Here is a 22306-nt window from a genome sequence, read left to right on the forward strand (position 1 = left end):
CATGAACATTGATGAACTGAAATCCCACGCGCTTGCCGCCCGCCGCGAGATCGTCACCATGATTTACGAGTCCGGAATTGGCCATCCGGGCGGGGCGCTGTCGATAATCGACGTGCTTACCTGGCTCTATTACCAGGAAGTCGATCTGGCCGCCTCCCCCCGCTCGCGCGTGGTGATGAGTAAAGGCCACGCCGTCGCCGCGCAGTACGCCATGCTGTATCAACAAGGCAAGATCGAGCGCAGCGAGTTCAATACGTTCCGACAGATCAACTCGCGCCTGCAGGGGCACCCGAGCATTAAGTCGCTGCCGGAAGTCGATGCGACAACCGGACTGCTTGGCCAGGGGCTGTCGATTGCTTTTGGTATGGCGGTCGCCAAAAAGCGGCGCAACGATCCGCACCGGGTATTTGCCATCGTTGGCGATGGCGAAATGCATGAAGGCCAAATCTGGGAAACCTTACAGCAGGCCGGGCATATGAAAATGGATAATCTGGTCGCCATCATCGATTACAACGGCTTCTCTTCCCACGATCCGGTCAATGACGTCATTAATCTCGAGCCGCTGGCGGACAAAATCCGCAGCTTTGGCTGGCATGTACTGGAACTGCACAACGGCAATGATATGCATCAGGTTGCCGATACCCTGATGCTATCCCGTCACCTGAAAGGTAAACCTGTCGCCATCGTGGCGCGCACCACCAAAGGTTCCGGCGTCAGCTATATGGAAAACAACGGCGACTGGCACTCAAAAACCCCGAGCAAAGAACAATTTCAGCAGGCGATGGAGGAGTTACAGTGATGAAAGCACCCCGTGATGAGATCGGGCATGCCCTGATTGCGCTAAAAGAAAAGGGCTATCCCGTTGTTGTTATCGACAGCGATTTAGCCAGCTCTACCCGTACCGACCAGTTTCAGGCCGTCTATCCTGAGGCCTTTTTCGAAATGGGCATTGCGGAAGGTTCCGCCATGAGCTTCGCGGTCGGCCAGGCGCTGGAAGGCTTTATGCCCTTCTATGTTAACTTTGCGATGTTCGTCACCGGCACCGCCTGGACCCAGCTGCGGCAGGCCTGCTATGCCAAAGCCAATATTAAACTCGTCGGTAGCCACCCCGGTATGGATGATGGCCCGGACGGCGCTTCGCACCATGCGCTGGAGGATTTAGCGCTGACCCGCGTCCTTCCGGGATTAACCGTCCTGACCCCGGCAGATGCGGAAGAAATCGCCGAGGCCTTCGAGCAGGCGGCAAAAATAAAGGGACCCGTTTATATTCGCGTGGCGCGCGAGCCGATGCCGGTTCGCGACAAAAGCGTAGTTCCCCGGGTCAGCGATATCGCCGCCATCGCCGACAGCGGCACGGATTTTGCGATTCTGTTTGAAGGAACGGTACTGGAACAGGCTACCGACGGCTATGAAAAGCTGCTCGCCAGCGGCAAAAAGGGCAAGCTTATTCACGTTGCAACCGTCAAACCCTTCAACCAGCAGGCGTTTTATCGGCTGGTCGAAGGCTGCCCGCTTATCGCTACGCTTGAAAATCACACCGTCAACGGCGGCCTCGGCGGCCTGATCGCGGAAACCCTGGCGCAAAAGGCACATCCGGCGCGCCTTACGCGTCTGGGAACGCAGGACACATTTACCGAGTCGGGAAATAGCAGGCAGCTAAAAGCGAAATATGGCATCTCGGGAGACGCGCTGTTTAACGCGCTACGCTAACCACCAGGCGAGCCGGTCAGTTGGCGGTCGGCTCGCCCATAAAGGGAACGTTTATGGAAGAGAGGCTATTTTCCGCCTGTCAGTTCACCAGCGACTGCCTGAGCTGGCGCAGCGCCGTTCATCTCGCCTGCCGCCCGCTTGAGGAGCAGGGAAAAATCACCGGGGGCTATGCCAGGGCTATTATCAGCGCCACGGAGCAGGATGGCCCCTGGTATATATTGAGCCCGGCGTTTGCGCTACCGCACGCGCGTCCGGAAGCCGGCGTGCTGAGCAGAAACAGCGCGCTTTCGCTGCTTTGCTGTAGCGAGGCCGTTGATTTTCCGGAGCATCCCGGCATTCGGTTGATAGTCGTACTGGCGGCGGCCGATAGTGAACAGCATATCCAGACCATCCAGCGGTTAGTCTGCTGGCTGGATGAGGGGGAGAGACTTCAGCGATACAGCACGGTGCAAAACCGGGCACAGTTTATTGCGCTTCTTGCGTCGCATTAATCTATAGCCAGGGTCGTGCCCTGGCTATGTTCTGAAAAATCAGGCGTGCGCCACCGGCGTAGGATGGTGCCCCGCTTTGCGCAGCAGCGTCAGCAGGTAGATGAATGACACGCTGGCAATCATGATAAACAACAGATTGTCAGAGAAGTTCTGCATCAGCATGGCGGTCAGCGTCGGCCCAAGCAGGCTGCCCACGGTATAGCTCATTAACAGCGCCTGGTTCATCGCCACCAGCTGATGACGCTCAACTTTTTCGCAGGCCCAGGCCATAGCCACCGGATAGAGCGTAAAGCCGGAAGCGCCCAGCACGAACAGCGCGGGCGCCATTGCGGCCTGGCTTAACATCGCCAGACAGCCGAGAATCACCACAAACACCTGAACGCGCAGGACCAGCAGACGGCCGTAGCGATCGGCGAGCCGGCCAATCGGCCACTGCCCCACGATACCCGCGCTCACCATCACCGCCATCCAGAAGCCGATGCCGGAATCGCTAACGCCCTGGTGGTTGAGCCACAGCGGCATCAGGCCATACAGCGAACCGAGCACAATGCCGGAAATAATGCAGCCGTTGACGCCATGACGGGCCTGACGCAGCCTTAACATTGGCCAGATACGCGCCGGTTCGTGCGGCTCATCGGCCTGAGTCGCCACGCGAGCAAACAGCAGCGGCAGAATGGCCGCCAGCGCCAGCGCCGTCACCCACGGCAGAACGCTCATCAGATCCGTCGGCAGCTTGCTGACCATTAACTGGCCCAGCACCGTGCCGACGTAATAAATCATCATATACGCCGCCAGCAGGCGACCCCGGCTCCGCGAAGTGCCGCTACAGACCAGCGCGCTCTCCACCACCACCCAAATCATCGCGCAGCCGACGCCGGCGATAAAGCGCCAGCTGAACCAGCTCCAGAAACCCAGCGTAATACCAAGACCCACGCAGCCCACGGCAAAAATAACCGATGCCAGGTAATAGCTGCGGTTAAAGCCCAGACGCTTAATTACCCATCCGGCAAGCAATGTTCCCACCAGATTACCGGTAAAATAGGACGAGCCCACCATCCCGACCTGCCAGGTCGGCATATTTTCATGGGCGAGCCAAAGCGGGACGAGCGTATTTAAAACCGCTATCGCCAGGGTCAACAAAAGCAGGCCACAGAGCAGCATTTGCACTGGCCGGGTGTAGATGGTCATGGATATAAACCGTGATGGAGTTCAGATTTCGTGCGCATCATGCCACTGCTGCAAACATTGTCAATCCGCCTGAAATCAGGCGTGACGCGGTTTGCGGGGGAACGATAGAAGTTTTTTATCCAGCGGATCGACAACAGAATAGCTATTTATATTATTCCATTGTTTTTATTAATTTATTGGAAAATAGCGGTGGGAATATCGGTAGAAATATTTCATGAATCGACCGCACTTTTTATCGCGCCAGAATAAGGGTTTCTGGCGCGATAAAGGGCGATTAGCTGGCGATTGCCATTCCAACGGTCATATGCAGGCCGTAGAAGACGCCGCGGCCGATCGTCTCGCCGATCAGCACCAGCACAAAAGCCAGCCCCAGCATCGGCAGCGCAGGCTGGTAGCCTTTGAGCTGGGGGGCAATCCAGCAGACCAGCGCCAACGCCAGCGCAACCAGGCGCCACGCCATCAGCGAGCCGTAGGCTGGCACCAGCGCCGAGGCCTGCTGAATAGAGCTATGGATTGTCGCCAGCTCGCTGCCTTGCATCAGCACCACGATGGCGCTAATCACCAGCGCCAGCAGGGTCACCGCTGGCAGCAGGCGCATCGCCCAGCCGTTGACATCGGCAACGCGCAGCAGCAGATATCCCAGCAGCGGACCGCCGATAAACATCGTCAGGAAGAAGCTAAGCGGCGTCCAGACCGTATACCAGGTGGGTACCGTATCAATAGTGTTATAGACGCGGACCATCATCCAGACGAAGATAATCCCCAGCACCATGGTAATGACCAGCCAGAGATGACGCAGCCCCGCCGGTAGCTTATTGACCACCGCCAGCAGCCAGCCAATGCCGCCAACGGCGAAGAAAAGCGCCCCGCTGGCGATTTCGTTACTGAGCGACGAGGCGCCTACGCGATTAAGCGAGTTAAACGCGCGCATGGGCGACCCAAGATGCAGGGTTGAGGCAATAAAGCCCACGCCCATCAGCACCCACAGGCCAAACATGCTCCACACGACGCGCTGTTGCTGTTCACGCGATAAGTCGCCTTTCATTAGCGCCAGAGCCAGCACAATAAAGCCGCCCACCACGCACTGACCAAAGACCGTGAAAACAATCAGCGGCCATTCATGCCATCCACTCCCCATCTCACACCTCCTTCGGGTTGGCCAGGTAGCCGGTGGTATCTCCACACGGTCGGCTGTTGGCGTTAGGTTTAATCACGATACTCGGTTTAGTGAAGTGGGCCGAAGGCAGCGGCGCAACGGCGGCCAGCTGGCCGTGTTTTTGGCGCAGCTCTTCAATCGGGCCGAAATCTAACGCGCGCAGCGGGCAAGATTCCACGCAAATCGGCTTTTTGCCGTCGGCGACGCGCTCGTGGCAGCCGTCGCATTTGGTCATATGACCTTTTGTCGCATTGTACTGCGGCGCGCCGTACGGGCAGGCCATATGGCAATAGCGACAGCCGATACAGACATCTTCATCGACAACGACAAAGCCATCTTCACGTTTATGCATCGCCCCGCTCGGGCAAACTTTGGTGCAGGCCGGATCCTCACAATGGTTGCAGGCAATAGAGAGGTAATAGGCAAAGACGTTTTGCTGCCAGACGCCGTTATCCTCCTGCCAGTCGCCGCCGGCGTATTCGTAGATACGACGGAAGCTCACTTCCGGCGTGAGGTTTTTATAGTCTTTACAAGCCAGTTCGCAGGTTTTGCAACCGGTGCAACGGGCGGAATCAATAAAAAATCCATATTGAGTTGTCATCGGTTACTCCTTACAGCTTTTCAACCTGGACGAGGTTGCTATGCGATGGATTGCCTTTCGCCAGCGGCGACGGGCGTTGGGTGGTCAGCACGTTAATGCAGCCAGCCTGATCCACGCGGCCTGCGTCCGGGTTATACCAGGCCCCCTCACCCAGCGCGACCACGCCCGGTATCATGCGCGGGGTCACTTTGGCCTCGATATGCACTTCACCGCGATCGTTAAAAATGCGGATCCGATCGCCATTGGCGATACCGCGCTTCTGTGCATCAAGCGGGTTGATCCACATCTCCTGACGGCAGGCGGCTTTCAGTACGTCAACGTTGCCGTAGGTGGAGTGCGTGCGGGCTTTATAGTGAAAACCGGTCAGCTGCAGCGGATACTTTTTCGCCAGCGGATCGTCATAGTTTTCAAACCCAGGGCTGTATATCGGCAGCGGGTCGATAACATCCTCTTCTTTCAGCTCCCAGGTCGCGGCAATTTCCGCCAGCTGCGCAGAGTAGATTTCAATTTTCCCTGACGGCGTCGTGAGCGGACTGGCGGCGGGATCTTCGCGGAAAGCTTTATAGGCAACGTGGTGGCCTTCCGGATCGCGCTGTTTGAAGATTCCCTGCTTGCGGAATTCATCAAACGGCAGCAGCGCCGGGATCGCTTTACGGGATTGCTCATAGAGGTGACGCAGCCACTCTTCCTGAGTGCGGCCTTCGGTGAAACGTTGCTCAACGCCCATGCGCTTCGCCAGCTCCGTGGTCATCTCATAGATGGTTTTGCATTCAAAACGCGGCTTGATGGCCCGATCGGCAAAAATCACGTATGACATGTTGCCGCAGGAGGCATCGAGGGCAAAATCCATCTGCTCCGAAGCCGTACAGTCCGGCAGCAGAATATCGGCATATTTCGCCGAGGAGGTCATATGGCAATCAATGACCACAATCATCTCGCACTTCTTGTCATCCTGAAGGATGTCATGGGTACGGTTAATCTCTGAATGCTGGTTGACCAGGCAGTTACCGGCATAGTTCCAGACCATTTTAATAGGCACGTCGAGCTTATCTTTGCCGCGCACGCCGTCGCGCAGTGCGGTCATTTCCGTCCCGCGCTCAATCGCATCGGTCCACATAAACATGGAAATACTGGTTTCCACCGGATTATCCAGCGTCGGCATACGTTCAAAAGGCAGGGAGTAAGAACCTTCACGCGCGCCGGTATTGCCGCCGTTAATCCCGACGTTGCCGGTTAAGATTGCCAGCATGGAAATCGCGCGGGAAACCAGCTCACCGTTGGCATGTCGCTGTGGGCCCCAGCCCTGAGAAATATAGGCAGGTTTAGCGCTGGCGATTTCGCGCGCCAGCTGCACGATACGCGCCTGGGGAATGCCGGTAATCGTCGACGCCCACTCAGGGGTCTTCGCGATACCGTCTTTGCCCTGACCGAGAATATAGGCCTTATAGTGGCCATTGGCCGGCGCCCCTTCCGGCAGCGTTTTCTCGTCATAGCCTACGCAGTACTTGTCGAGGAAAGGCTGGTCAACGAGGTTCTCGTTAATCATCACCCACGCCAGCGCGGAGACCAGCGCGGCATCGGTTCCCGGGCGGATAGGGATCCACTCGTCTTCGCGTCCGGCGCCGGTGTCGGTATAGCGTGGATCGATAATAATCAGCCTGGCGTTGGATTTCTCCCGCGCCTGTTCCAGGTAGTAGGTCACTCCGCCGCCGCTCATGCGGGTTTCCCCGGGGTTATTGCCAAACAGCACCACCAGCTTGCTGTTTTCGATATCCGACGGGCTATTGCCATCGGCCCAGCCGCCGTAGGTGTAGTTCAGTCCCGCGGCAATTTGCGCGGTGGAGTAGTCGCCATAATGGTTGAGATAGCCGCCGCAGCAGTTCATCAGGCGGGCAATCAGGGTTTTCCCCGGTGGCCATGAGCGAGTCAAGGTTCCGCCGAGGGTTCCCGTTCCGTAGTTCAGATAGATGGACTCATTACCGTACTCTTTTATCAGACGCTGCATATTGCTGGCGATAGTATCGAACGCTTCTTCCCAGCTGATTTGCTCGAATTTGCCCTCGCCGCGTTTGCCCACGCGCTTCATCGGATATTTCAGGCGGTCCGGGTTGTAGACGCGTCGACGCATCGAGCGGCCGCGCAGACAGGCGCGAACCTGATGCAGACCGTCGTAGCTATCGTCGCCGGTATTGTCCGTTTCAACATATTTTATCTCACCACCCACCACATGCATCCGCAGCGGGCAGCGGCTGCCGCAGTTCACCGTACAGGCGCTCCAGGTGACCGTTTCGCTGGCGGGGTTGAGGTTGTCTGCGGCTTGGGCAATGCGCGTGAAGGGTAAGGTAAAAGCGCTGCTGGCCATCGCCAGCCCGCCAATCGCCGTGGTTTTCATTAAACCACGCCGGCTCACCTCAGCAGCCAGTAAAGCATCGGAGGTTTTGGTTTTCATAGATACTCGCTTTGGTTGCTCACAATTAACTTAATGCCGTTATATAGTTACATATACAACGAAATTAACCTTTATTAGTTTTTTATCCTGTTTAATCCAAAGGGAGTATCTTCGTAATCGCGAAGGCGATTATTGCCCGGTATCAAGAAGGGGGTAAAAAAAAGCGCCCGCAGGCGCTTTTGAGAAGAGCGTTGAAAAATCAACCGATAAATTCAAGGCCGCGCATATACGGGCGCAGAACTTCCGGGATCTCGATGCGACCATCCGCCTGCTGATAGTTTTCCATCACCGCGACCAGCGTACGTCCAACCGCCAGGCCAGAACCGTTCAGCGTGTGTACGAGGCGAGTTTTCTTGTCAGATTTGCTGCGGCAGCGTGCCTGCATGCGACGCGCCTGAAAATCCCAGACATTGGAGCAGGAAGAGATCTCACGATAGGTATTCTGCGCCGGCACCCACACTTCCAGATCGTAGGTTTTGCATGCGCTGAAACCCATATCGCCCGTGCACAGAGCCACTTTACGATACGGCAGACCCAGCAGCTGCAGCACTTTCTCGGCGTGGCCGGTCATCTCTTCCAGCGCCGCCATGGAATCTTCCGGACGTACAATCTGCACCATCTCGACTTTGTCGAACTGGTGCATACGGATCAGACCGCGGGTATCGCGGCCGTAAGATCCGGCTTCAGAGCGGAAGCACGGCGTATGCGCGGTCATTTTGATCGGCAGATCGTCTTCATCAATGATTTCATCGCGAACCAGGTTGGTCAGCGGAACTTCCGCCGTCGGGATCAGCGCGTAGTTGCTGCTGTCGGCTTCTTCTTCCAGCGGACGGGTATGGAACAGGTCGCCGGCGAATTTCGGCAGCTGACCGGTACCGTACAACGTGTCCTGGTTAACCAGATACGGGACGTAGTTTTCGCTGTAGCCGTGCTGTTCGGTATGCAGATCCAGCATAAACTGCGCCAGCGCGCGGTGCAGGCGTGCCAGCTGGCCCTTCATGACCACAAAGCGAGAACCGGTCAGCTTCACGGCGGCGGCAAAATCCAGCCCTCCGTGCATTTCGCCCAGCGTGACGTGATCGCGAACGTCAAAATCGAACTCGCGCGGGGTTCCCCAGCGGCTGACTTCAACGTTGTCGTTTTCGTCGCGCCCGGCCGGAACGTCGTCGTGCGGGATATTAGGGATAGCCAGCGCGATATCGCGGATCTCCGCCAGCAGCGCGTCCAGCTCGGTCTTAGCGGCATCAAGCTGCTCGCCGAGTTTGTTCACTTCCAGGCGTAATGGCTCAATATCTTCCCCGCGCGCTTTCGCCTGGCCAATGGATTTCGATCGGGAGTTGCGCTCCGCCTGCAGGTTTTCAGTTTGAACCTGCAGAACTTTACGACGCTCTTCCAGAGCGCGAAGTTTATCTACATCCAGCTTAAAGCCCCGGCGTGCCAGTTTTTCTGCGACTGCGTCTGGCTCGGTACGCAGCAGATTGGGATCGAGCATGCTTATCCTGTGCTTATCGAATTAATAAAAGAAAAATGGCCGCAGAGCGCGACCACGGAAATAGTGTGACAACCTTACCGCAACGCCTCAATTATCGGTAGCGTTTTATCGGGCTATTTTGATCCTGTTCGGTTAACCAGGCGAGCTTTTCGCCTATTTTGCCCTCCAGCCCCCGGTTTGTCGGCTTATAATAGCGCGTTTGCGCCATTTCCTGCGGGAAGTACTGCTCCCCGGCGGCATAAGCATTCGGTTCATCGTGAGCATAGCGATACTCTTGCCCGTAGCCCATCTCTTTCATCAGCTTCGTTGGGGCATTGCGCAAATGAACCGGGACGTCGTAATCGGGACGTTCGCGGGCGTCGGCCATTGCCGCTTTAAACGCGGTGTAAACCGCGTTGCTTTTGGGCGCACAGGCAAGATAGACAATGGCCTGAGCAATCGCCCGTTCGCCTTCCGCCGGTCCGACACGGGTAAAGCAGTCCCAGGCGGAGATCGCAACCTGCATCGCGCGCGGATCGGCGTTGCCGACATCTTCCGAGGCAATCGCCAGGCAGCGGCGGGCAACGTAGAGCGGATCGCCGCCGGCGGTAATAATCCGCGCGTACCAGTAGAGGGCGGCGTCCGGGGCGCTGCCGCGAACCGATTTGTGCAGCGCGGAGATTAAATCGTAAAAGCGATCGCCTTTGTTGTCGAAACGCGCGCTGCGCTCACCGGCAATTTCAGTCAGCAGCTCAACTTTCAGCACGCGATTGCCGGAGGCGTCGGCTTCGGCCATATCGGCCATCATTTCCAGCGTATTCAGCGCCCGGCGCGCATCGCCGTTGACAAGGTCGGCGATGGCCTTGCGCGTCTCGTCCGGCAGGACGATATTTTGCCCGCCGTAGCCGCGCGTTTTGTCGCTCATCGCCTGGTTGAGCACCTGCTCGATGTCGTCGCTGGTCAGCGACTTCAGCAGATAAACGCGCGCGCGGGATAACAGCGCGGAATTGAGTTCAAAGGAGGGATTTTCCGTCGTCGCGCCGATAAAGGTGATGGTCCCGTCTTCAATATGCGGCAGAAAGGCGTCCTGCTGGCTTTTATTGAAACGGTGCACTTCGTCGACAAACAGGATCGTGCGGCGACCCGCGTTGCGGTTTTGGCGCGCGCGTTCAATGGCCTCGCGGATCTCTTTCACCCCGGAGGTCACAGCTGAAATACGTTCAACGTCGGCGCTGGCGTAGCGCGCAATCACTTCGGCCAGGGTGGTTTTTCCTGTCCCGGGCGGCCCCCAGAGAATCATCGAGTGAAGATGCCCGGCTTCAATCGCCCTCGGTAAGGGTTTACCCGGCGCCAGCAGGTGCTGCTGGCCAATGTACTGCGCTAAATTTTCTGGCCGCATACGGGCGGCCAGAGGTTGAAACGCGTTATCGGAAAAATCGAGCGACAGGTTGCTCACGTTCGCCTCTATTTACGTTGATCGTCCACCGTAACCCCTTGCGGCGGCGTAAAGGTGAACTTAGATGCATCCACGGCACCATTTTGTTGCGATTTCAGCTGATAGCTGCTGCGTTGATCGTCCTGTTCCACGGCGCTAAACTGATGAATCGTACCGTCGCGACCCACGTTGATGGTGAACTGCTTCAGATTACCGCTGCCGTTTTTCGGCGTCAGAACAAAATCGTCACCGTTCTGCTTAATGTTGTAGTTCTGCCAGTCGCTGGCCTGATTGCGGGCAATCAGCATAAACGGCGTGTTGCTGGTCGCATCTTTCAGCCAGGTAGCGGTAGCCTGCTCAACAAACGGGTTGTAAAACCACAGCGTTTTGCCGTCGGAAACCAGCACGCTTTCATCCGGCTGGGTCATATGCCAGTTGAACAGATTAGGCCGCTTGACCCACAGGTCCCCCTGCCCGTCCTGCACGGCATTACCACTGCCGTCCGTCACTTTCTGCGTAAAGCTGGAGTGGAAGCTGCTCACTTTATCAAGGCGGCTTTTTAAATCGCTGGCGGCATCCGCCCATACCTGACTGACGACAAAACTGGACAGTAATGCACAGGTGATTGCGAGTTTTTTCATTGTTATTCCTTAATGTGCGTCACTCCCGACGCGGGAGCCTGGTCTGCTGCTAATGTAGAACGGCCAACGGCCGTAAAACAGCAGAACAGGCTGATTTTCACTTATTTACCCAACTTTGCGGTTACTCAAAAGGCGGCGGCGCCAGCACTTCACGGTTACCGTTATGCCCCTGCTCGCTCACGATCCCCTGAGCTTCCATTTGCTCAATGATACGCGCGGCGCGGTTATAGCCAATGCGGAACTGACGCTGTACCCCAGATATGGAGGCTTTGCGTTTTTCCGTCACAAAGTTGACGGCCTGATCGAACAGCGGATCGAGCTCTTCACCGCCCTCGTAGCCACCGCCGCCGCCTTCGCTTTCGCTATCGGAGGTAATGCCATCGACATACTGCGGACGCCCGCGCGCCTTCCAGTCCTGAACGACGGCGTGAACTTCCTCGTCGCGTACAAAAGCGCCGTGGACGCGCACAGGGATCGTCGAGTTAGGCGCGGAGTAGAGCATATCGCCCATTCCCAGCAGTGATTCCGCACCGCCCTGGTCAAGGATAGTACGTGAGTCAATTTTACTCGATACGGTAAAGGCGATACGCGTCGGGATGTTGGCTTTAATCAGGCCGGTGATAACGTCAACCGACGGTCGCTGGGTCGCCAGCACCAGGTGGATCCCCGCGGCGCGCGCTTTCTGCGCCAGGCGCGCAATCAGCTCTTCCACTTTCTTGCCGACGGTCATCATCAGGTCGGCAAACTCGTCGACCAGCACCACGATGTAAGGCTCTTTTTTCAGTACCGGATGCGTCGCATCCATACTGTCGCCAGGCTTCCAGTAAGGATCCGGAATGGGCCGTCCCATACGTGCGGCTTCAGCAATCTTCTCGTTATAACCCGCGAGATTACGTACGCCCAGCGCAGACATGAGTTTATACCGGCGCTCCATCTCGTTGACGCTCCAGCGCAAAGCATTGGCCGCGTCTTTCATATCCGTCACGACTTCCGTTAACAGATGCGGTATTCCCTCATAGACCGACAGCTCGAGCATTTTCGGGTCAATCATGATGAATTTCACGTCTTCCGGCTGCGCTTTATAGAGCATGCTGAGGATCATGGCGTTGACCCCAACGGATTTACCGGAACCGGTGGTACCCGCTACCAGCAGGTGCGGCATCTTCGCCAGATCGGCAGTGACAGGTTCGCCCGCAATGTCTTTCCCGAGGACCACCGTGAGCGGTGAAGGATTATCGCGGAATTTCGCATTATCCAGCACTTCGCGCAGGTAAACGGTCTGGCGCTTTTTGTTAGGCAGCTCCAGGCCAACGTAGGGTTTACCCGGAATCACTTCCACCACGCGAACCGCCGCAGTGGACAGAGAACGGGCCAGATCGCGCGACAGGTTGGAAATGCGCGCCGCTTTCACGCCCGGCGCCAGGTTAAGCTCAAAGCGGGTAATAACCGGGCCAGGTGAGTAGTTCACCACATCGGCTTTAATGCGGAAATCGGCCAGACGAGCTTCAACCAGACGCGCCATTTGCTCAAGCGCAAAGGTATCGATCGGCTCAACTTCAGCCGGTGGCGGCGTGAGCAGGTCAAGCGAGGGCAGCAGCGTTGTCGGCTTCTGTAACGGGCGACTGTCGCCATTGCGCATCAACAGCGGGTGAATGAGACTTTCCTGCGGCTGCGGGATCGGCTGCTGCGGAGCCTGCTGCTGCGGATAGCTGCCAGGAGCCTGCTGCGGCATCGGCTGATGGTGAACCGGCTGCTGCGGCGCGGGTTGATAAGACTGCTGCTGCGCATGTTGCGGCGGCTGAGGCATCTGCTGGTGCGGCATCGGCTGCTGTACGGGCTGCGAATGCTGGGCCGGCTGCTGATTCTGCGGGGCAGGCTGCTGTACTTCCGGCAACGGCGTGAAGACAGGCTCGCTCGGCGTATCATCAACTAACGTTTTCATTGGCGAGAATTCATAATCCGCCGCAGAGAACGGATGCGATCCCGGCGGCTGCTCGCTGGCGTAGCGCTGCTGCTGGGAAGCGGCAAACTGACGGGCAAGTTCGGCTTCAGCGGCAGAATCCTCGTCTACATCAGCCTCTTCCGCAGCGTAGCTATCGCCATAGCGCTGATTTTGCGCAGCCGCGAACTGACGCGCCAGCTCACCCTGCTCAAGCTCTGCAACTTCCTCGTCCGTCAGCGCATCGTCATCATAGTGCTGATGCTCTGCCTGACGCGCACGTTCTTCAGCCAACCGCTGCGAAGGCAACTTAATGCCATAGGAAGCCAGCTCACGGCGCGTGGGCACGCGAACGCGGTTTGGACGCGGCAATTTCGGGCCTATGCCCTCTTTTACCTGCGCACGCGGGCCGCCCGACACCGGGCTAAACAGCGGCGCGGCGCTGGATGCGGCAGATGCGACGGAGGCCGCCCCGGTGGCCTGATGGACGCCAGACGCCAGCGCGCTCACCGCGGCAACATCAGCCGCCGGAGCAGGCGGAGGCGAGATCGGTTTTGTCGCAACCGGACTGACCGGCTCCGGAATCGGCTGATACCATGCGGCAAGCTGCTCGCGTTCACGCGCGCGTTTCTCTTCCACTTCTTCGAAGTAGTACATCGGCGGACGCTGAGGCTTCACCTCCTCTTGCGGAGGCTCAGGCTCAACGGAGGCGGCGTAAGGCTCAGGCTGCTGTACCGGGGCCTGTTCCGGCTGGTACGCATGCTGCGGCTGGTAAGCCGGTTCCGGCTGATACGCTGGCTGCTGTACCGGCGCCTGTTCCGGCTGGTACGCATGCTGCGGCGGGTAAGCCGGTTCCGGCTGATATGCTGGCTGCTGTACCGGGGCCTGTTCCGGCTGGTACGCATGCTGCGGCTGGTAAGCCGGTTCCGGCTGGTAAGCATGCTGCGGCTGGTAAGCCGGTTCTGGCTGATACGCTGGCTGCTGTACCGGGGCCTGTTCCGGCTGGTAAGCATGCTGCGGCTGGTAAGCCGGTTCAGGCTGATACGCTGGCTGCTGTACCGGGGCCTGTTCCGGATGATAGACCGGCTGAGCCTCATACCCTGGCAGCGGTTCAGACCATGCCTGCGGCGCAGCGGTATCCTGCGCGGCCAAAGCCACCGGATCGGCAATGCTATGACCGTTTAACAGAGGATCGTAGGGGTCAAAATCGCCGGGACGTGCCGCACTGACGCCGGAGAACAGAACATCATCAGCATTTGCCGGACGCGCTGCGCTGGAGCCAGAAAAAAGGACATCGTCAGCGGCAACAGGCGCACCGCCGGCGCTGTACTGAACCTCGTCTTCGGCGTCATCCATCCGTTTACCCGAGAACAGCGCCGCATCGGTCTTACGCCCCATCGGATTAGAGAACTTCTCAGCCAGACGCTGGCGGCGAGCTAAGGCGCTGCGTAAAATTCGCGCGCGTCGAGAACCCTGCGGCTTCGCGGGTTCATCATCTTCATATTCTTCTTCATCATCTTCATATTCCCCTTCATCAACCCAGGTATCGTCACGACGGGTACGGTTGCTGGCAAACGTGAGAATAGAAAGAATCGCACCGCCGAGTTTTTCAGCAATGCTAACCCAGGACCAGCCGGTAAATAGCGTCAGTCCTGCCGCCCAGATGCAGAGCAGCGCGATTGTGCCGCCGCTGCTGTGCAGCAGCGGTTGCAGGGTGGTGCTCAACAGACTGCCGATCACGCCGCCGGAGGCGAAATACCAGATATCATCAGCGTTGATTGCCGCCAGACCGCAGGAAGTGAGGATCAGCGCCAGCGCGCCAATTAAACGCAGCGAGACGGCGAAATAGTCGATGTACTCGTCGTTTTCTTGATGACGCCAGGCAAACCAGCAGCCGCCGATAATGATGACCGGAATGGTATAGGCCATTACGCCAAAAATAAAAAATAGCGTATCGGCAAGCCAGGCTCCCGGCGTCCCGCCTATGTTGTGAATAGGCTCATGCCACGCCGTTTGCGACCAGCTAGGATCCGAGGGATTAAAGCTGAGTAAGGCCGCCATCAACCAGATGGCAAAAAGGGAGCAAAGAATGAGTAACGCCTCAAGGAGCCGGCGTCCGCTACTCAGCTTTGTGAATTTGACTTCTTTGTCTTCAGTGTATTCCTGGCTCAAGAAAGGCTCTCCAGGTATCAGGCTGTTTCCTGCCTTCGGCTAAAACGGACAACAGTGCCGGGTCTCCCCGGCACTGTTGCTGTATGGATTAACAGGAGTGTAATCAAACTACATCGATTTTGCACCTGTTCCGTGTTAGCGCGTCTTGATTACCAGACGATTACTCTGCTTGACTTCTTCCATTACCACATAGGTACGGGTGTCATTTACGCCCGGCAGGCGCAGCAAGGTCTCGCCCAGTAATTTACGATACGCTGACATATCCGGTACGCGGGTTTTCAACAGGTAGTCAAAATCCCCGGAAACCAGATGACACTCTTGAATTTCTTCAAGTTTTTGCACAGCGGAGTTAAATTGCTCAAACACATCCGGCGCGCCACGATTCAGAGTAATCTCAACAAATACCAGAAGTGATGCATCCAGATAGTGCGGGTTGAGCAGCGCTGTATAGCCCTGAATAAAACCCTGTCTTTCCAGTCGACGCACGCGCTCAAGACAAGGCGTCGGAGAAAGTCCCACCCGTTTAGAAAGCTCGACGTTGGAAATACGCCCGTCTTTTTGCAATTCATTCAAAATATTACGATCAATGCGGTCGAGATCTTTGCCAGGGCGCTTCTTGCTATCTACCATTATTATTGTCTCTCTGTATTCCTTCCCTACTCCTGTTCCGACTCTGAGCCTTCACTGCCAGAGTCCATCCTGTTATCACCCGTACGACGTTGGGTAACCCAGGGGTACGTGAGAAGCCCGTTGCCTGACGGCAGTCACCGACATCACGCATGGCGTCTGTCCACACCATGCGTAGATTTCGCTAACCCGGATAAAAATGGCATTTGCGTGCATGAAAATTCGCCACACGCGAAACACTGCTTTTCTTCTTCCATGAATGTTTTCGCAAAAGCACAGGGGATTGTCAAAGCAAAACATCGATTTTTAGTACAAGATGCCAGATATTCATAATCCTCCCCGGTTGATTCTCATGTTTTCCTCTTATAATTGTCTCGCTAACAGTAGAATTAGTTATATTCTTCGTTCGTTAAATCGCCGATTAATCGGCAGCTTCTATTGCACATATCGTTAACAAAACCGCCGCGCTCTTTTTTTACGTCCACAAATTCCCTACAATCCAGCTCATGTATGCCAATAAATTATGAGGATCTCATGGGCACGGCCAAACACAGTAAACTGCTTATTCTTGGTTCTGGACCTGCGGGATACACCGCTGCGGTCTACGCAGCGCGCGCAAATCTGCAGCCGGTACTGATTACCGGAATGGAAAAAGGCGGTCAGCTGACCACCACCACGGAAGTGGAAAACTGGCCAGGCGATCCTAACGATCTGACCGGACCGCTGCTGATGGAGCGCATGCATGAACATGCCACCAAATTTGAAACCGAAATTATTTTCGATCATATCAACAGCGTCGACCTGCAAAACCGTCCGTTCCGTCTGGTCGGCGACAGCGGCGAATACACCTGCGATGCCCTGATTATTGCCACCGGCGCTTCAGCACGCTATCTGGGTCTTCCCTCGGAAGAAGCGTTTAAGGGCCGCGGCGTGTCTGCCTGCGCGACCTGCGACGGTTTCTTCTATCGTAACCAGAAGGTTGCCGTCATCGGCGGCGGCAATACGGCCGTCGAAGAGGCGCTGTACCTGTCTAACATCGCTTCCGAAGTGCATTTGATCCACCGTCGTGACGGCTTCCGCGCGGAAAAAATCCTTATCAAACGCCTGATGGACAAAGTGGAGAGCGGCAATATCGTGCTGCACACCCACCGTACGCTGGAAGAAGTGACCGGCGACCAGATGGGCGTAAGCGGCTTGCGTCTGCGCGATACCCAGAATGCGGATAACGTTGAATCCCTCGAAGTTGCGGGGCTGTTCGTGGCTATCGGCCACAGCCCGAACACGGCAATTTTCGCCGGTCAGCTGGAGCTGGAAAACGGCTACATTAAAGTCCAGTCCGGCATCCACGGCAACGCTACCCAGACCAGCATCCCGGGCGTCTTCGCCGCCGGCGACGTGATGGATCATATCTACCGTCAGGCGATTACTTCTGCGGGTACCGGCTGCATGGCGGCGCTGGACGCGGAGCGCTATCTGGATGGTTTAGCCGACGCTTGCAAATAATCTTTACAAGTCAGTAACAAAGGTAAAGAAGGCGACGAAAAGTCGCCTTTATTTTTGCCTCGTTGTAACATTGCCGTGCCCAAAAAACTCATAACTACACCTGCTAAGCGCGCAATGAATAAAACCCGTCAACAAGAGTTAACCCGTTGGTTAAAAGATCAAAGCATTATCTCCCGTCGCTGGTTGATGATTTCCCGCGTATTGGGCGTCGTTAGCGGCCTGTTGATCGTCGCCCAGGCCTGGTTCCTGGCGAGGATCCTCCATCGCATGATTATGGAAAATATCCCCGCGACGGCGCTGCTGCTGCCCTTTACGCTACTGGTGCTGGTCTTTGTGCTGCGCGCCTGGGTGGTCTGGCTGCGTGAAAGAGTGGGTTTTCAGGCCGGTCAACATATCCGCCTTGAGATCCGCCGTCAGGTTCTGGATCGTTTACAGCAGGCGGGACCGGCGTGGATACAGGGCAAACCTGCGGGTAGCTGGGCCACGCTGATCCTTGAGCAGATCGACGACATGCATGACTACTATGCTCGCTATTTGCCGCAGATGACGCTGGCCGCCTCTGTACCGTTGCTGATTGTTATTACGATTTTCCCCATCAACTGGGCCGCGGCGCTGATTCTGCTGGGTACCGCACCGCTTATTCCGCTGTTTATGGCGCTGGTGGGAATGGGCGCGGCTGATGCCAACCGCCGCAACTTTCTCGCTCTGGCGCGTTTAAGCGGCCATTTTCTCGATCGCCTGCGCGGTATGGAAACGCTGCGTATTTTTCATCGCGGCGAAGCGGAGACGGACAACATACGCGAGGCCTCGCAGGATTTCCGCCAGCGGACAATGGAAGTGCTGCGCCTGGCGTTTCTCTCCTCCGGTGTCCTGGAGTTTTTCACCTCGCTATCGATTGCGCTGGTCGCCGTTTACTTTGGTTTTTCCTATCTGGGAGAGCTCAACTTTGGCCATTACGGCGCCGGGGTGACGTTGATGTCCGGTTTCCTCGCCCTGATTCTGGCTCCTGAGTTTTTCCAGCCACTGCGCGATTTAGGCACCTTTTATCATGCGAAAGCGCAGGCGATTGGCGCCGCCGATAGCCTGAAGACCTTTATGGAAGCGCCGCTGGCGCAGGCAGAGCGTGGGGAAAAGGCATTAAAAGATGATGAAACGGTAAGCCTTGAAGCTCGCGACCTGCTGATTAAGTCTCCCGAAGGGAAAGTGCTGGCCGGGCCGCTGAATTTTTCCCTGCGCGCCGGTGAACGCGTGGTGCTGGTTGGGCAAAGCGGCTCGGGCAAAAGCTCGCTACTGAATACGTTAACGGGTTTTCTTCCCTATGACGGCTCGCTCAAGGTCAATGGCGTCGAGTTAAAGAGTCTGGATGCCGACCGCTGGCGTCGTCTCCTGAGCTGGGTCGGGCAAAATCCACAGCTGCCCGCGGCGACGCTGCGCGAAAACGTCCTGCTCTCCTGCCCTGAAGCCACCGAAGCGCAGCTGCAGCTTGCGCTGGATAAAGCCTGGGTTAGCGAGTTCGTCTCTCTTCTGCCGCAGGGTATTAATACGCCTGTTGGCGATCAGGCCGGCCGGCTGTCGGTCGGGCAGGCTCAGCGCGTCGCCGTCGCACGAGCGCTGCTGGTGCCCTGTCGTCTGCTGCTGCTTGATGAGCCTGCCGCCAGCCTTGACGCGCATAGCGAACAGCGCGTGATGCAGGCGCTGACCAATGCATCAACGCAGCAAACCACGTTAATGGTTACCCATCAGTTGGAAGGACTGGCGAACTGGGATGCGATCTGGGTTATGCAGGATGGTCGAATTGTTGAGCAAGGCAGCTATTCGCAGCTGGCGGCCGCTGGCGGCCCCTTCGCGACCCTGCTCGCTCATCGTCAGGAGGAGATTTAAATGCGCGCATTATGGCCTTACCTGGCGCTGTACAAACGACACAAATGGCTGTTGCTGCTCGGTATCGTGCTGGCGATCGTGACGCTGCTGGCCAGCATTGGCTTATTAACGCTATCCGGCTGGTTCCTGTCGGCATCAGCCGTCGTTGGCGTGGCGGGCATCTACAGCTTTAACTATATGCTGCCAGCCGCGGGCGTGCGCGGCGCGGCGATTATTCGCACCGCGGGCCGCTACTTTGAGCGTCTGGTCAGCCATGACGCCACCTTCCGCGTTCTGCAGCACCTGCGGGTCTTTACCTTCAGTAAGCTGCTGCCGCTCTCCCCCGCCGGGCTGGCGCGTTTTCGTCAGGGCGAGCTGCTTAACCGGGTGGTTGCAGATGTCGATACCCTGGATCATCTCTATTTGCGCGTCATATCACCGCTGGTAGGCGCGCTGGTGGTGATCCTGGTCGTCACCGTAGGGTTGAGCGTGCTGGACGTCACTCTGGCCCTGACCCTCGGTGGTATTATGCTGCTCACCCTGCTGGTGATGCCGCCGCTGTTCTATCGCGCAGGTAAACCCGCAGGTGAAAGCATAACCCGGCTTCGCGGGCAATATCGCCAGCATCTGACCTCATGGCTCCAGGGACAGGCGGAACTCATGCTGTTCAACGCCAGCGACCGCTACCGGCAGCAAATGGAAAAAACGGAAGCGCGCTGGCTGGATGCGCAGCGTCGCCAGGCTGAGCTCACCGCGCTCTCTCAGGCGCTGATGCTGCTGATTGGCGGAATTGCGGTTATCGCTATGCTGTGGCTCGCCTCCGCGGGCGTTGGCGGCGATACTCAGCCAGGGGCGCTGATTGCGCTGTTTGTCTTCTGCGCGCTGGCGGCGTTTGAAGCGCTGGCGCCGGTAACCGGCGCATTTCAGCATTTAGGGCAGGTGATCGCCTCCGCAAAGCGCATCACGCAAATTACCGAGCAAGAGCCGGAAGTGGCCTTCCCTCAGGGCGAAGGCCAGACGCTGGATCGCGTCTCGTTACGCTTACATCAGGTCACCTTCAGCTATCCGCAGCAGCCCTCCCCCGCGCTGGAGAAAGTGTCATTGCAGATCGAGGCCGGAGAGCATATCGCCATCCTCGGACGAACAGGCTGCGGTAAATCGACCCTGCTGCAGCTGCTGACCCGCGCCTGGGATCCGGCTGAAGGGGAAATCTTACTCAACAATCAGTTGCTGGGGCAGTTTAATGAGGCGACGCTGCGCCGGGCGATGAGCGTCGTGCCGCAGCGCGTACATCTGTTCAGCGCTACGCTGCGCGACAACCTGCTGCTGGCTTCTCCCGGAGCCAGCGATGCCCGACTTGCCCAAACGCTTGAACGCGTCGGCTTAGCGAAATTACTGGAAGATAGCGGTCTGAATAGCTGGCTGGGTGAAGGCGGCCGTCAGCTTTCCGGCGGCGAGCTGCGCAGGCTGGCTATCGCCCGCGCCCTGCTTCACGATGCGCCGGTCATGCTGCTTGATGAACCTACTGAAGGCCTCGATGCGACGACCGAAAGTCAAATCCTTGATTTACTGGCGGAAGTGATGCGTGAAAAAACCGTGTTAATGGTAACCCATCGTCTGCGCGGACTGGCGCGTTTTAATCAGATAATAGTCATGGACAACGGGAAGATTATTGAGCAAGGTAGTCACGCAGAACTGCTGGCTGAACAGGGGCGTTACTACCAGTTTAAGCAGCGCCTGTAGGCTACTATTGAATCATTGCCTGATGCGTTGAGGTAAAAATGCGGCTGGTTCAGCTCTCTCATCATTCCATCGCCTTCCCCTCCCCGGAAGGCGCTTTACGCGAACCTAATGGCCTGTTAGCGCTGGGCGGCGATCTTAGCCCGGCGCGTTTACTGATGGCCTATCAGCGCGGTATTTTTCCGTGGTTTTCGCCCGGCGACCCTATTTTGTGGTGGTCCCCCGATCCGCGAGCGGTACTGTGGCCAGAGAAATTTCATCTCAGCCGCAGCATGAAGCGTTTCCATCAGCGCTCGCCTTATCGCGTCACGCTGAATCACGCCTTTGGTCAGGTTATCGAGGGCTGCGCCGACCACCGCGATGAGGGAACATGGATAACGCCGGGGATCGTTCAGGCGTACCACCAGCTGCATGAGCTGGGACATGCTCATTCTGTTGAAGTATGGCAGGGAAAGGAATTAGTCGGCGGGATGTACGGCGTCGCGCAGGGCGCGCTGTTTTGCGGAGAGTCGATGTTCAGCCGTGCCGAAAACGCCTCTAAAACCGCGCTGCTGGTCTTTAGCCAGATATTTTCGCAGGATGGCGGAAAATTAATCGATTGTCAGGTGCTGAATAAGCATACGGCGTCGCTGGGCGCAGTGGAAATTCCCCGCCGCGATTACCTCGACTATCTTTCCGTGCTGCGGACGTATCGTCTGCCGGAGCGATTCTGGGTACCAAGGGTGCTATTTGCAGGAGAAGCATAAATGTTTTCAGCACATTTTTTGTTGGGATGTTATAATTGCGCGGTAGAGTAGCTTCTGCCCGTTGCCCCGCCGCCGTTTGGGAATAATAAGAGTCAGATAACACCCATTGTTCTGTCACTCCCCCTTTACGTTTGCGCCTGTCACCCGGTTTATCCGCGTGAATTACGGGTAATGCGCCAAAACTACTTCGGCGATTTGACGTAAAACTTTACATACTTGCTGAACTTCGGCATTATCTTGCCGGTTCAAAACTACGGTAGTGATACCCCAGAGGACTAGATGGCCAAAGAAGACAATATTGAAATGCAGGGCACCGTACTTGATACGCTGCCTAACACTATGTTCCGCGTAGAACTGGAAAACGGTCACGTGGTAACTGCGCATATTTCCGGTAAAATGCGTAAAAACTACATCCGCATTCTGACGGGCGACAAAGTGACTGTTGAGCTGACCCCGTACGACCTGAGCAAAGGCCGCATTGTCTTCCGTAGTCGCTGATCGTTTTCGCGCTTAGCGCGCCAGATGCTGAAGGCCGGGATAATTCCCGGTCTTTTCATTTCTGCGTCATTTACAACTT

At 56.9% G+C, this 22306-nt stretch carries 17 protein-coding genes; 8 read left to right on the plus strand and 9 right to left on the minus strand.

From position 1 onward, the window contains the following. Position 1 precedes the first annotated feature (1 nt). Genes ABLU87_RS20850 through ABLU87_RS20860 form a run of 3 tightly spaced genes read left to right on the plus strand, consistent with a single transcriptional unit; the run spans position 2 to position 2201 of the window. A complete protein-coding gene (locus ABLU87_RS20850; protein ID WP_064358368.1) occupies positions 2-799 on the plus strand; it encodes a transketolase in 798 nt (265 codons plus the stop codon). Then, positions 799-1710, plus strand: a complete 912-nt coding sequence (locus ABLU87_RS20855) for a transketolase C-terminal domain-containing protein (protein ID WP_025107510.1) — start codon at positions 799-801, stop codon at positions 1708-1710. Before ABLU87_RS20850 ends, ABLU87_RS20855 begins: the two co-directional genes overlap by 1 nt. A 53-nt stretch (positions 1711-1763) precedes the next feature. Further along, on the plus strand, positions 1764-2201 hold the full coding sequence (locus ABLU87_RS20860) for a PTS sugar transporter subunit IIA (protein ID WP_025107511.1): 438 nt from the start codon (positions 1764-1766) through the stop codon (positions 2199-2201). Between the two features lie 39 nt (positions 2202-2240). Here the strand turns inward: ABLU87_RS20860 and ABLU87_RS20865 are convergent, their stop codons facing one another. The 9 genes from ABLU87_RS20865 to lrp all read right to left on the minus strand — a co-directional run bounded on the left by ABLU87_RS20865 (position 2241) and on the right by lrp (position 15883). Continuing rightward, the gene (locus tag ABLU87_RS20865) at positions 2241-3389 is read right to left on the minus strand and encodes an MFS transporter (RefSeq protein ID WP_009653261.1); all 1149 of its coding nucleotides are present in this window, start codon (positions 3387-3389) and stop codon (positions 2241-2243) included. 274 nt (positions 3390-3663) lie between these two features. Beyond that, positions 3664-4527, minus strand: a complete 864-nt coding sequence (locus tag ABLU87_RS20870; RefSeq protein WP_025107512.1) for a dimethyl sulfoxide reductase anchor subunit family protein — start codon at positions 4525-4527, stop codon at positions 3664-3666. Between the two features lies 1 nt (position 4528). Next, positions 4529-5146 carry a DMSO/selenate family reductase complex B subunit gene (locus ABLU87_RS20875; protein WP_009653301.1) on the minus strand — a complete coding sequence of 206 codons (618 nt, stop codon included), beginning with the start codon at positions 5144-5146 and terminating at the stop codon, positions 4529-4531. A 10-nt stretch (positions 5147-5156) separates the two neighbouring features. Beyond that, complete coding sequence (gene dmsA, locus ABLU87_RS20880) at positions 5157-7595, minus strand: dimethylsulfoxide reductase subunit A (RefSeq protein WP_025107513.1); 2439 nt, start codon at positions 7593-7595, stop codon at positions 5157-5159. 199 nt (positions 7596-7794) lie between these two features. Next, positions 7795-9087 carry a serine--tRNA ligase gene (serS, locus tag ABLU87_RS20885; protein ID WP_009653254.1) on the minus strand — a complete coding sequence of 431 codons (1293 nt, stop codon included), beginning with the start codon at positions 9085-9087 and terminating at the stop codon, positions 7795-7797. A 91-nt stretch (positions 9088-9178) separates the two neighbouring features. Continuing rightward, entirely contained in the window at positions 9179-10522 is a 1344-nt protein-coding gene (gene rarA, locus ABLU87_RS20890) for a replication-associated recombination protein RarA (protein WP_004849446.1), read from the minus strand. Between the two features lie 8 nt (positions 10523-10530). After that, a complete protein-coding gene (lolA, locus tag ABLU87_RS20895) occupies positions 10531-11142 on the minus strand; it encodes an outer membrane lipoprotein chaperone LolA (protein WP_004130911.1) in 612 nt (203 codons plus the stop codon). Positions 11143-11263: 121 nt separating this feature from the next. Continuing rightward, positions 11264-15253 carry a DNA translocase FtsK gene (gene ftsK, locus ABLU87_RS20900; protein ID WP_122117480.1) on the minus strand — a complete coding sequence of 1330 codons (3990 nt, stop codon included), beginning with the start codon at positions 15251-15253 and terminating at the stop codon, positions 11264-11266. 135 nt (positions 15254-15388) lie between these two features. Next, a complete protein-coding gene (lrp, locus tag ABLU87_RS20905; RefSeq protein ID WP_002439523.1) occupies positions 15389-15883 on the minus strand; it encodes a leucine-responsive transcriptional regulator Lrp in 495 nt (164 codons plus the stop codon). A gap of 531 nt (positions 15884-16414) precedes the next feature. On the opposite strand from lrp, the gene trxB reads away from it, so the two are divergent. The 5 genes from trxB to infA all read left to right on the plus strand — a co-directional run bounded on the left by trxB (position 16415) and on the right by infA (position 22227). Beyond that, positions 16415-17383 (plus strand): thioredoxin-disulfide reductase, encoded by a 969-nt coding sequence (gene trxB / locus ABLU87_RS20910; RefSeq protein WP_004849433.1) that lies wholly within the window; start codon positions 16415-16417, stop codon positions 17381-17383. 114 nt (positions 17384-17497) lie between these two features. Continuing rightward, positions 17498-19264, plus strand: coding sequence for a cysteine/glutathione ABC transporter permease/ATP-binding protein CydD (gene cydD, locus ABLU87_RS20915; protein ID WP_014228628.1), 1767 nt, complete (start codon positions 17498-17500; stop codon positions 19262-19264). Beyond that, positions 19265-20986, plus strand: coding sequence for a cysteine/glutathione ABC transporter ATP-binding protein/permease CydC (cydC, locus tag ABLU87_RS20920; protein ID WP_025108297.1), 1722 nt, complete (start codon positions 19265-19267; stop codon positions 20984-20986). Positions 20987-21024: 38 nt separating this feature from the next. Then, positions 21025-21729 (plus strand): leucyl/phenylalanyl-tRNA--protein transferase, encoded by a 705-nt coding sequence (gene aat, locus ABLU87_RS20925; protein WP_009653303.1) that lies wholly within the window; start codon positions 21025-21027, stop codon positions 21727-21729. A 279-nt stretch (positions 21730-22008) separates the two neighbouring features. Further along, positions 22009-22227: a translation initiation factor IF-1 gene (gene infA / locus ABLU87_RS20930; RefSeq protein ID WP_002211347.1), complete on the plus strand. Its 219-nt coding sequence runs from the start codon at positions 22009-22011 to the stop codon at positions 22225-22227. Positions 22228-22306 lie beyond the last annotated feature (79 nt).

Origin of the sequence: Klebsiella sp. CB_Kp196 (assembly GCF_040061575.1) — a bacterium.
In the GTDB taxonomy this organism is placed as follows: Bacteria; Pseudomonadota; Gammaproteobacteria; order Enterobacterales; family Enterobacteriaceae; genus Klebsiella; species Klebsiella michiganensis.

What these genes read in the sequence shown, in the direction of transcription:
- aat (WP_009653303.1), top strand. Translation starts at nt 21,025, where the DNA reads ATGCGGCTGGTTCAGCTCTCTCATCATTCCATCGCCTTCCCCTCCCCG.
- ABLU87_RS20865 (WP_009653261.1), bottom strand. Translation starts at nt 3,389, where the DNA reads ATGACCATCTACACCCGGCCAGTGCAAATGCTGCTCTGTGGCCTGCTT.
- ABLU87_RS20875 (WP_009653301.1), bottom strand. Translation starts at nt 5,146, where the DNA reads ATGACAACTCAATATGGATTTTTTATTGATTCCGCCCGTTGCACCGGT.
- ABLU87_RS20860 (WP_025107511.1), top strand. Translation starts at nt 1,764, where the DNA reads ATGGAAGAGAGGCTATTTTCCGCCTGTCAGTTCACCAGCGACTGCCTG.
- lolA (WP_004130911.1), bottom strand. Translation starts at nt 11,142, where the DNA reads ATGAAAAAACTCGCAATCACCTGTGCATTACTGTCCAGTTTTGTCGTC.
- lrp (WP_002439523.1), bottom strand. Translation starts at nt 15,883, where the DNA reads ATGGTAGATAGCAAGAAGCGCCCTGGCAAAGATCTCGACCGCATTGAT.
- ABLU87_RS20850 (WP_064358368.1), top strand. Translation starts at nt 2, where the DNA reads ATGAACATTGATGAACTGAAATCCCACGCGCTTGCCGCCCGCCGCGAG.
- ABLU87_RS20855 (WP_025107510.1), top strand. Translation starts at nt 799, where the DNA reads ATGAAAGCACCCCGTGATGAGATCGGGCATGCCCTGATTGCGCTAAAA.
- ABLU87_RS20870 (WP_025107512.1), bottom strand. Translation starts at nt 4,527, where the DNA reads ATGGGGAGTGGATGGCATGAATGGCCGCTGATTGTTTTCACGGTCTTT.
- trxB (WP_004849433.1), top strand. Translation starts at nt 16,415, where the DNA reads ATGGGCACGGCCAAACACAGTAAACTGCTTATTCTTGGTTCTGGACCT.
- dmsA (WP_025107513.1), bottom strand. Translation starts at nt 7,595, where the DNA reads ATGAAAACCAAAACCTCCGATGCTTTACTGGCTGCTGAGGTGAGCCGG.
- cydD (WP_014228628.1), top strand. Translation starts at nt 17,498, where the DNA reads ATGAATAAAACCCGTCAACAAGAGTTAACCCGTTGGTTAAAAGATCAA.
- serS (WP_009653254.1), bottom strand. Translation starts at nt 9,087, where the DNA reads ATGCTCGATCCCAATCTGCTGCGTACCGAGCCAGACGCAGTCGCAGAA.
- infA (WP_002211347.1), top strand. Translation starts at nt 22,009, where the DNA reads ATGGCCAAAGAAGACAATATTGAAATGCAGGGCACCGTACTTGATACG.
- cydC (WP_025108297.1), top strand. Translation starts at nt 19,265, where the DNA reads ATGCGCGCATTATGGCCTTACCTGGCGCTGTACAAACGACACAAATGG.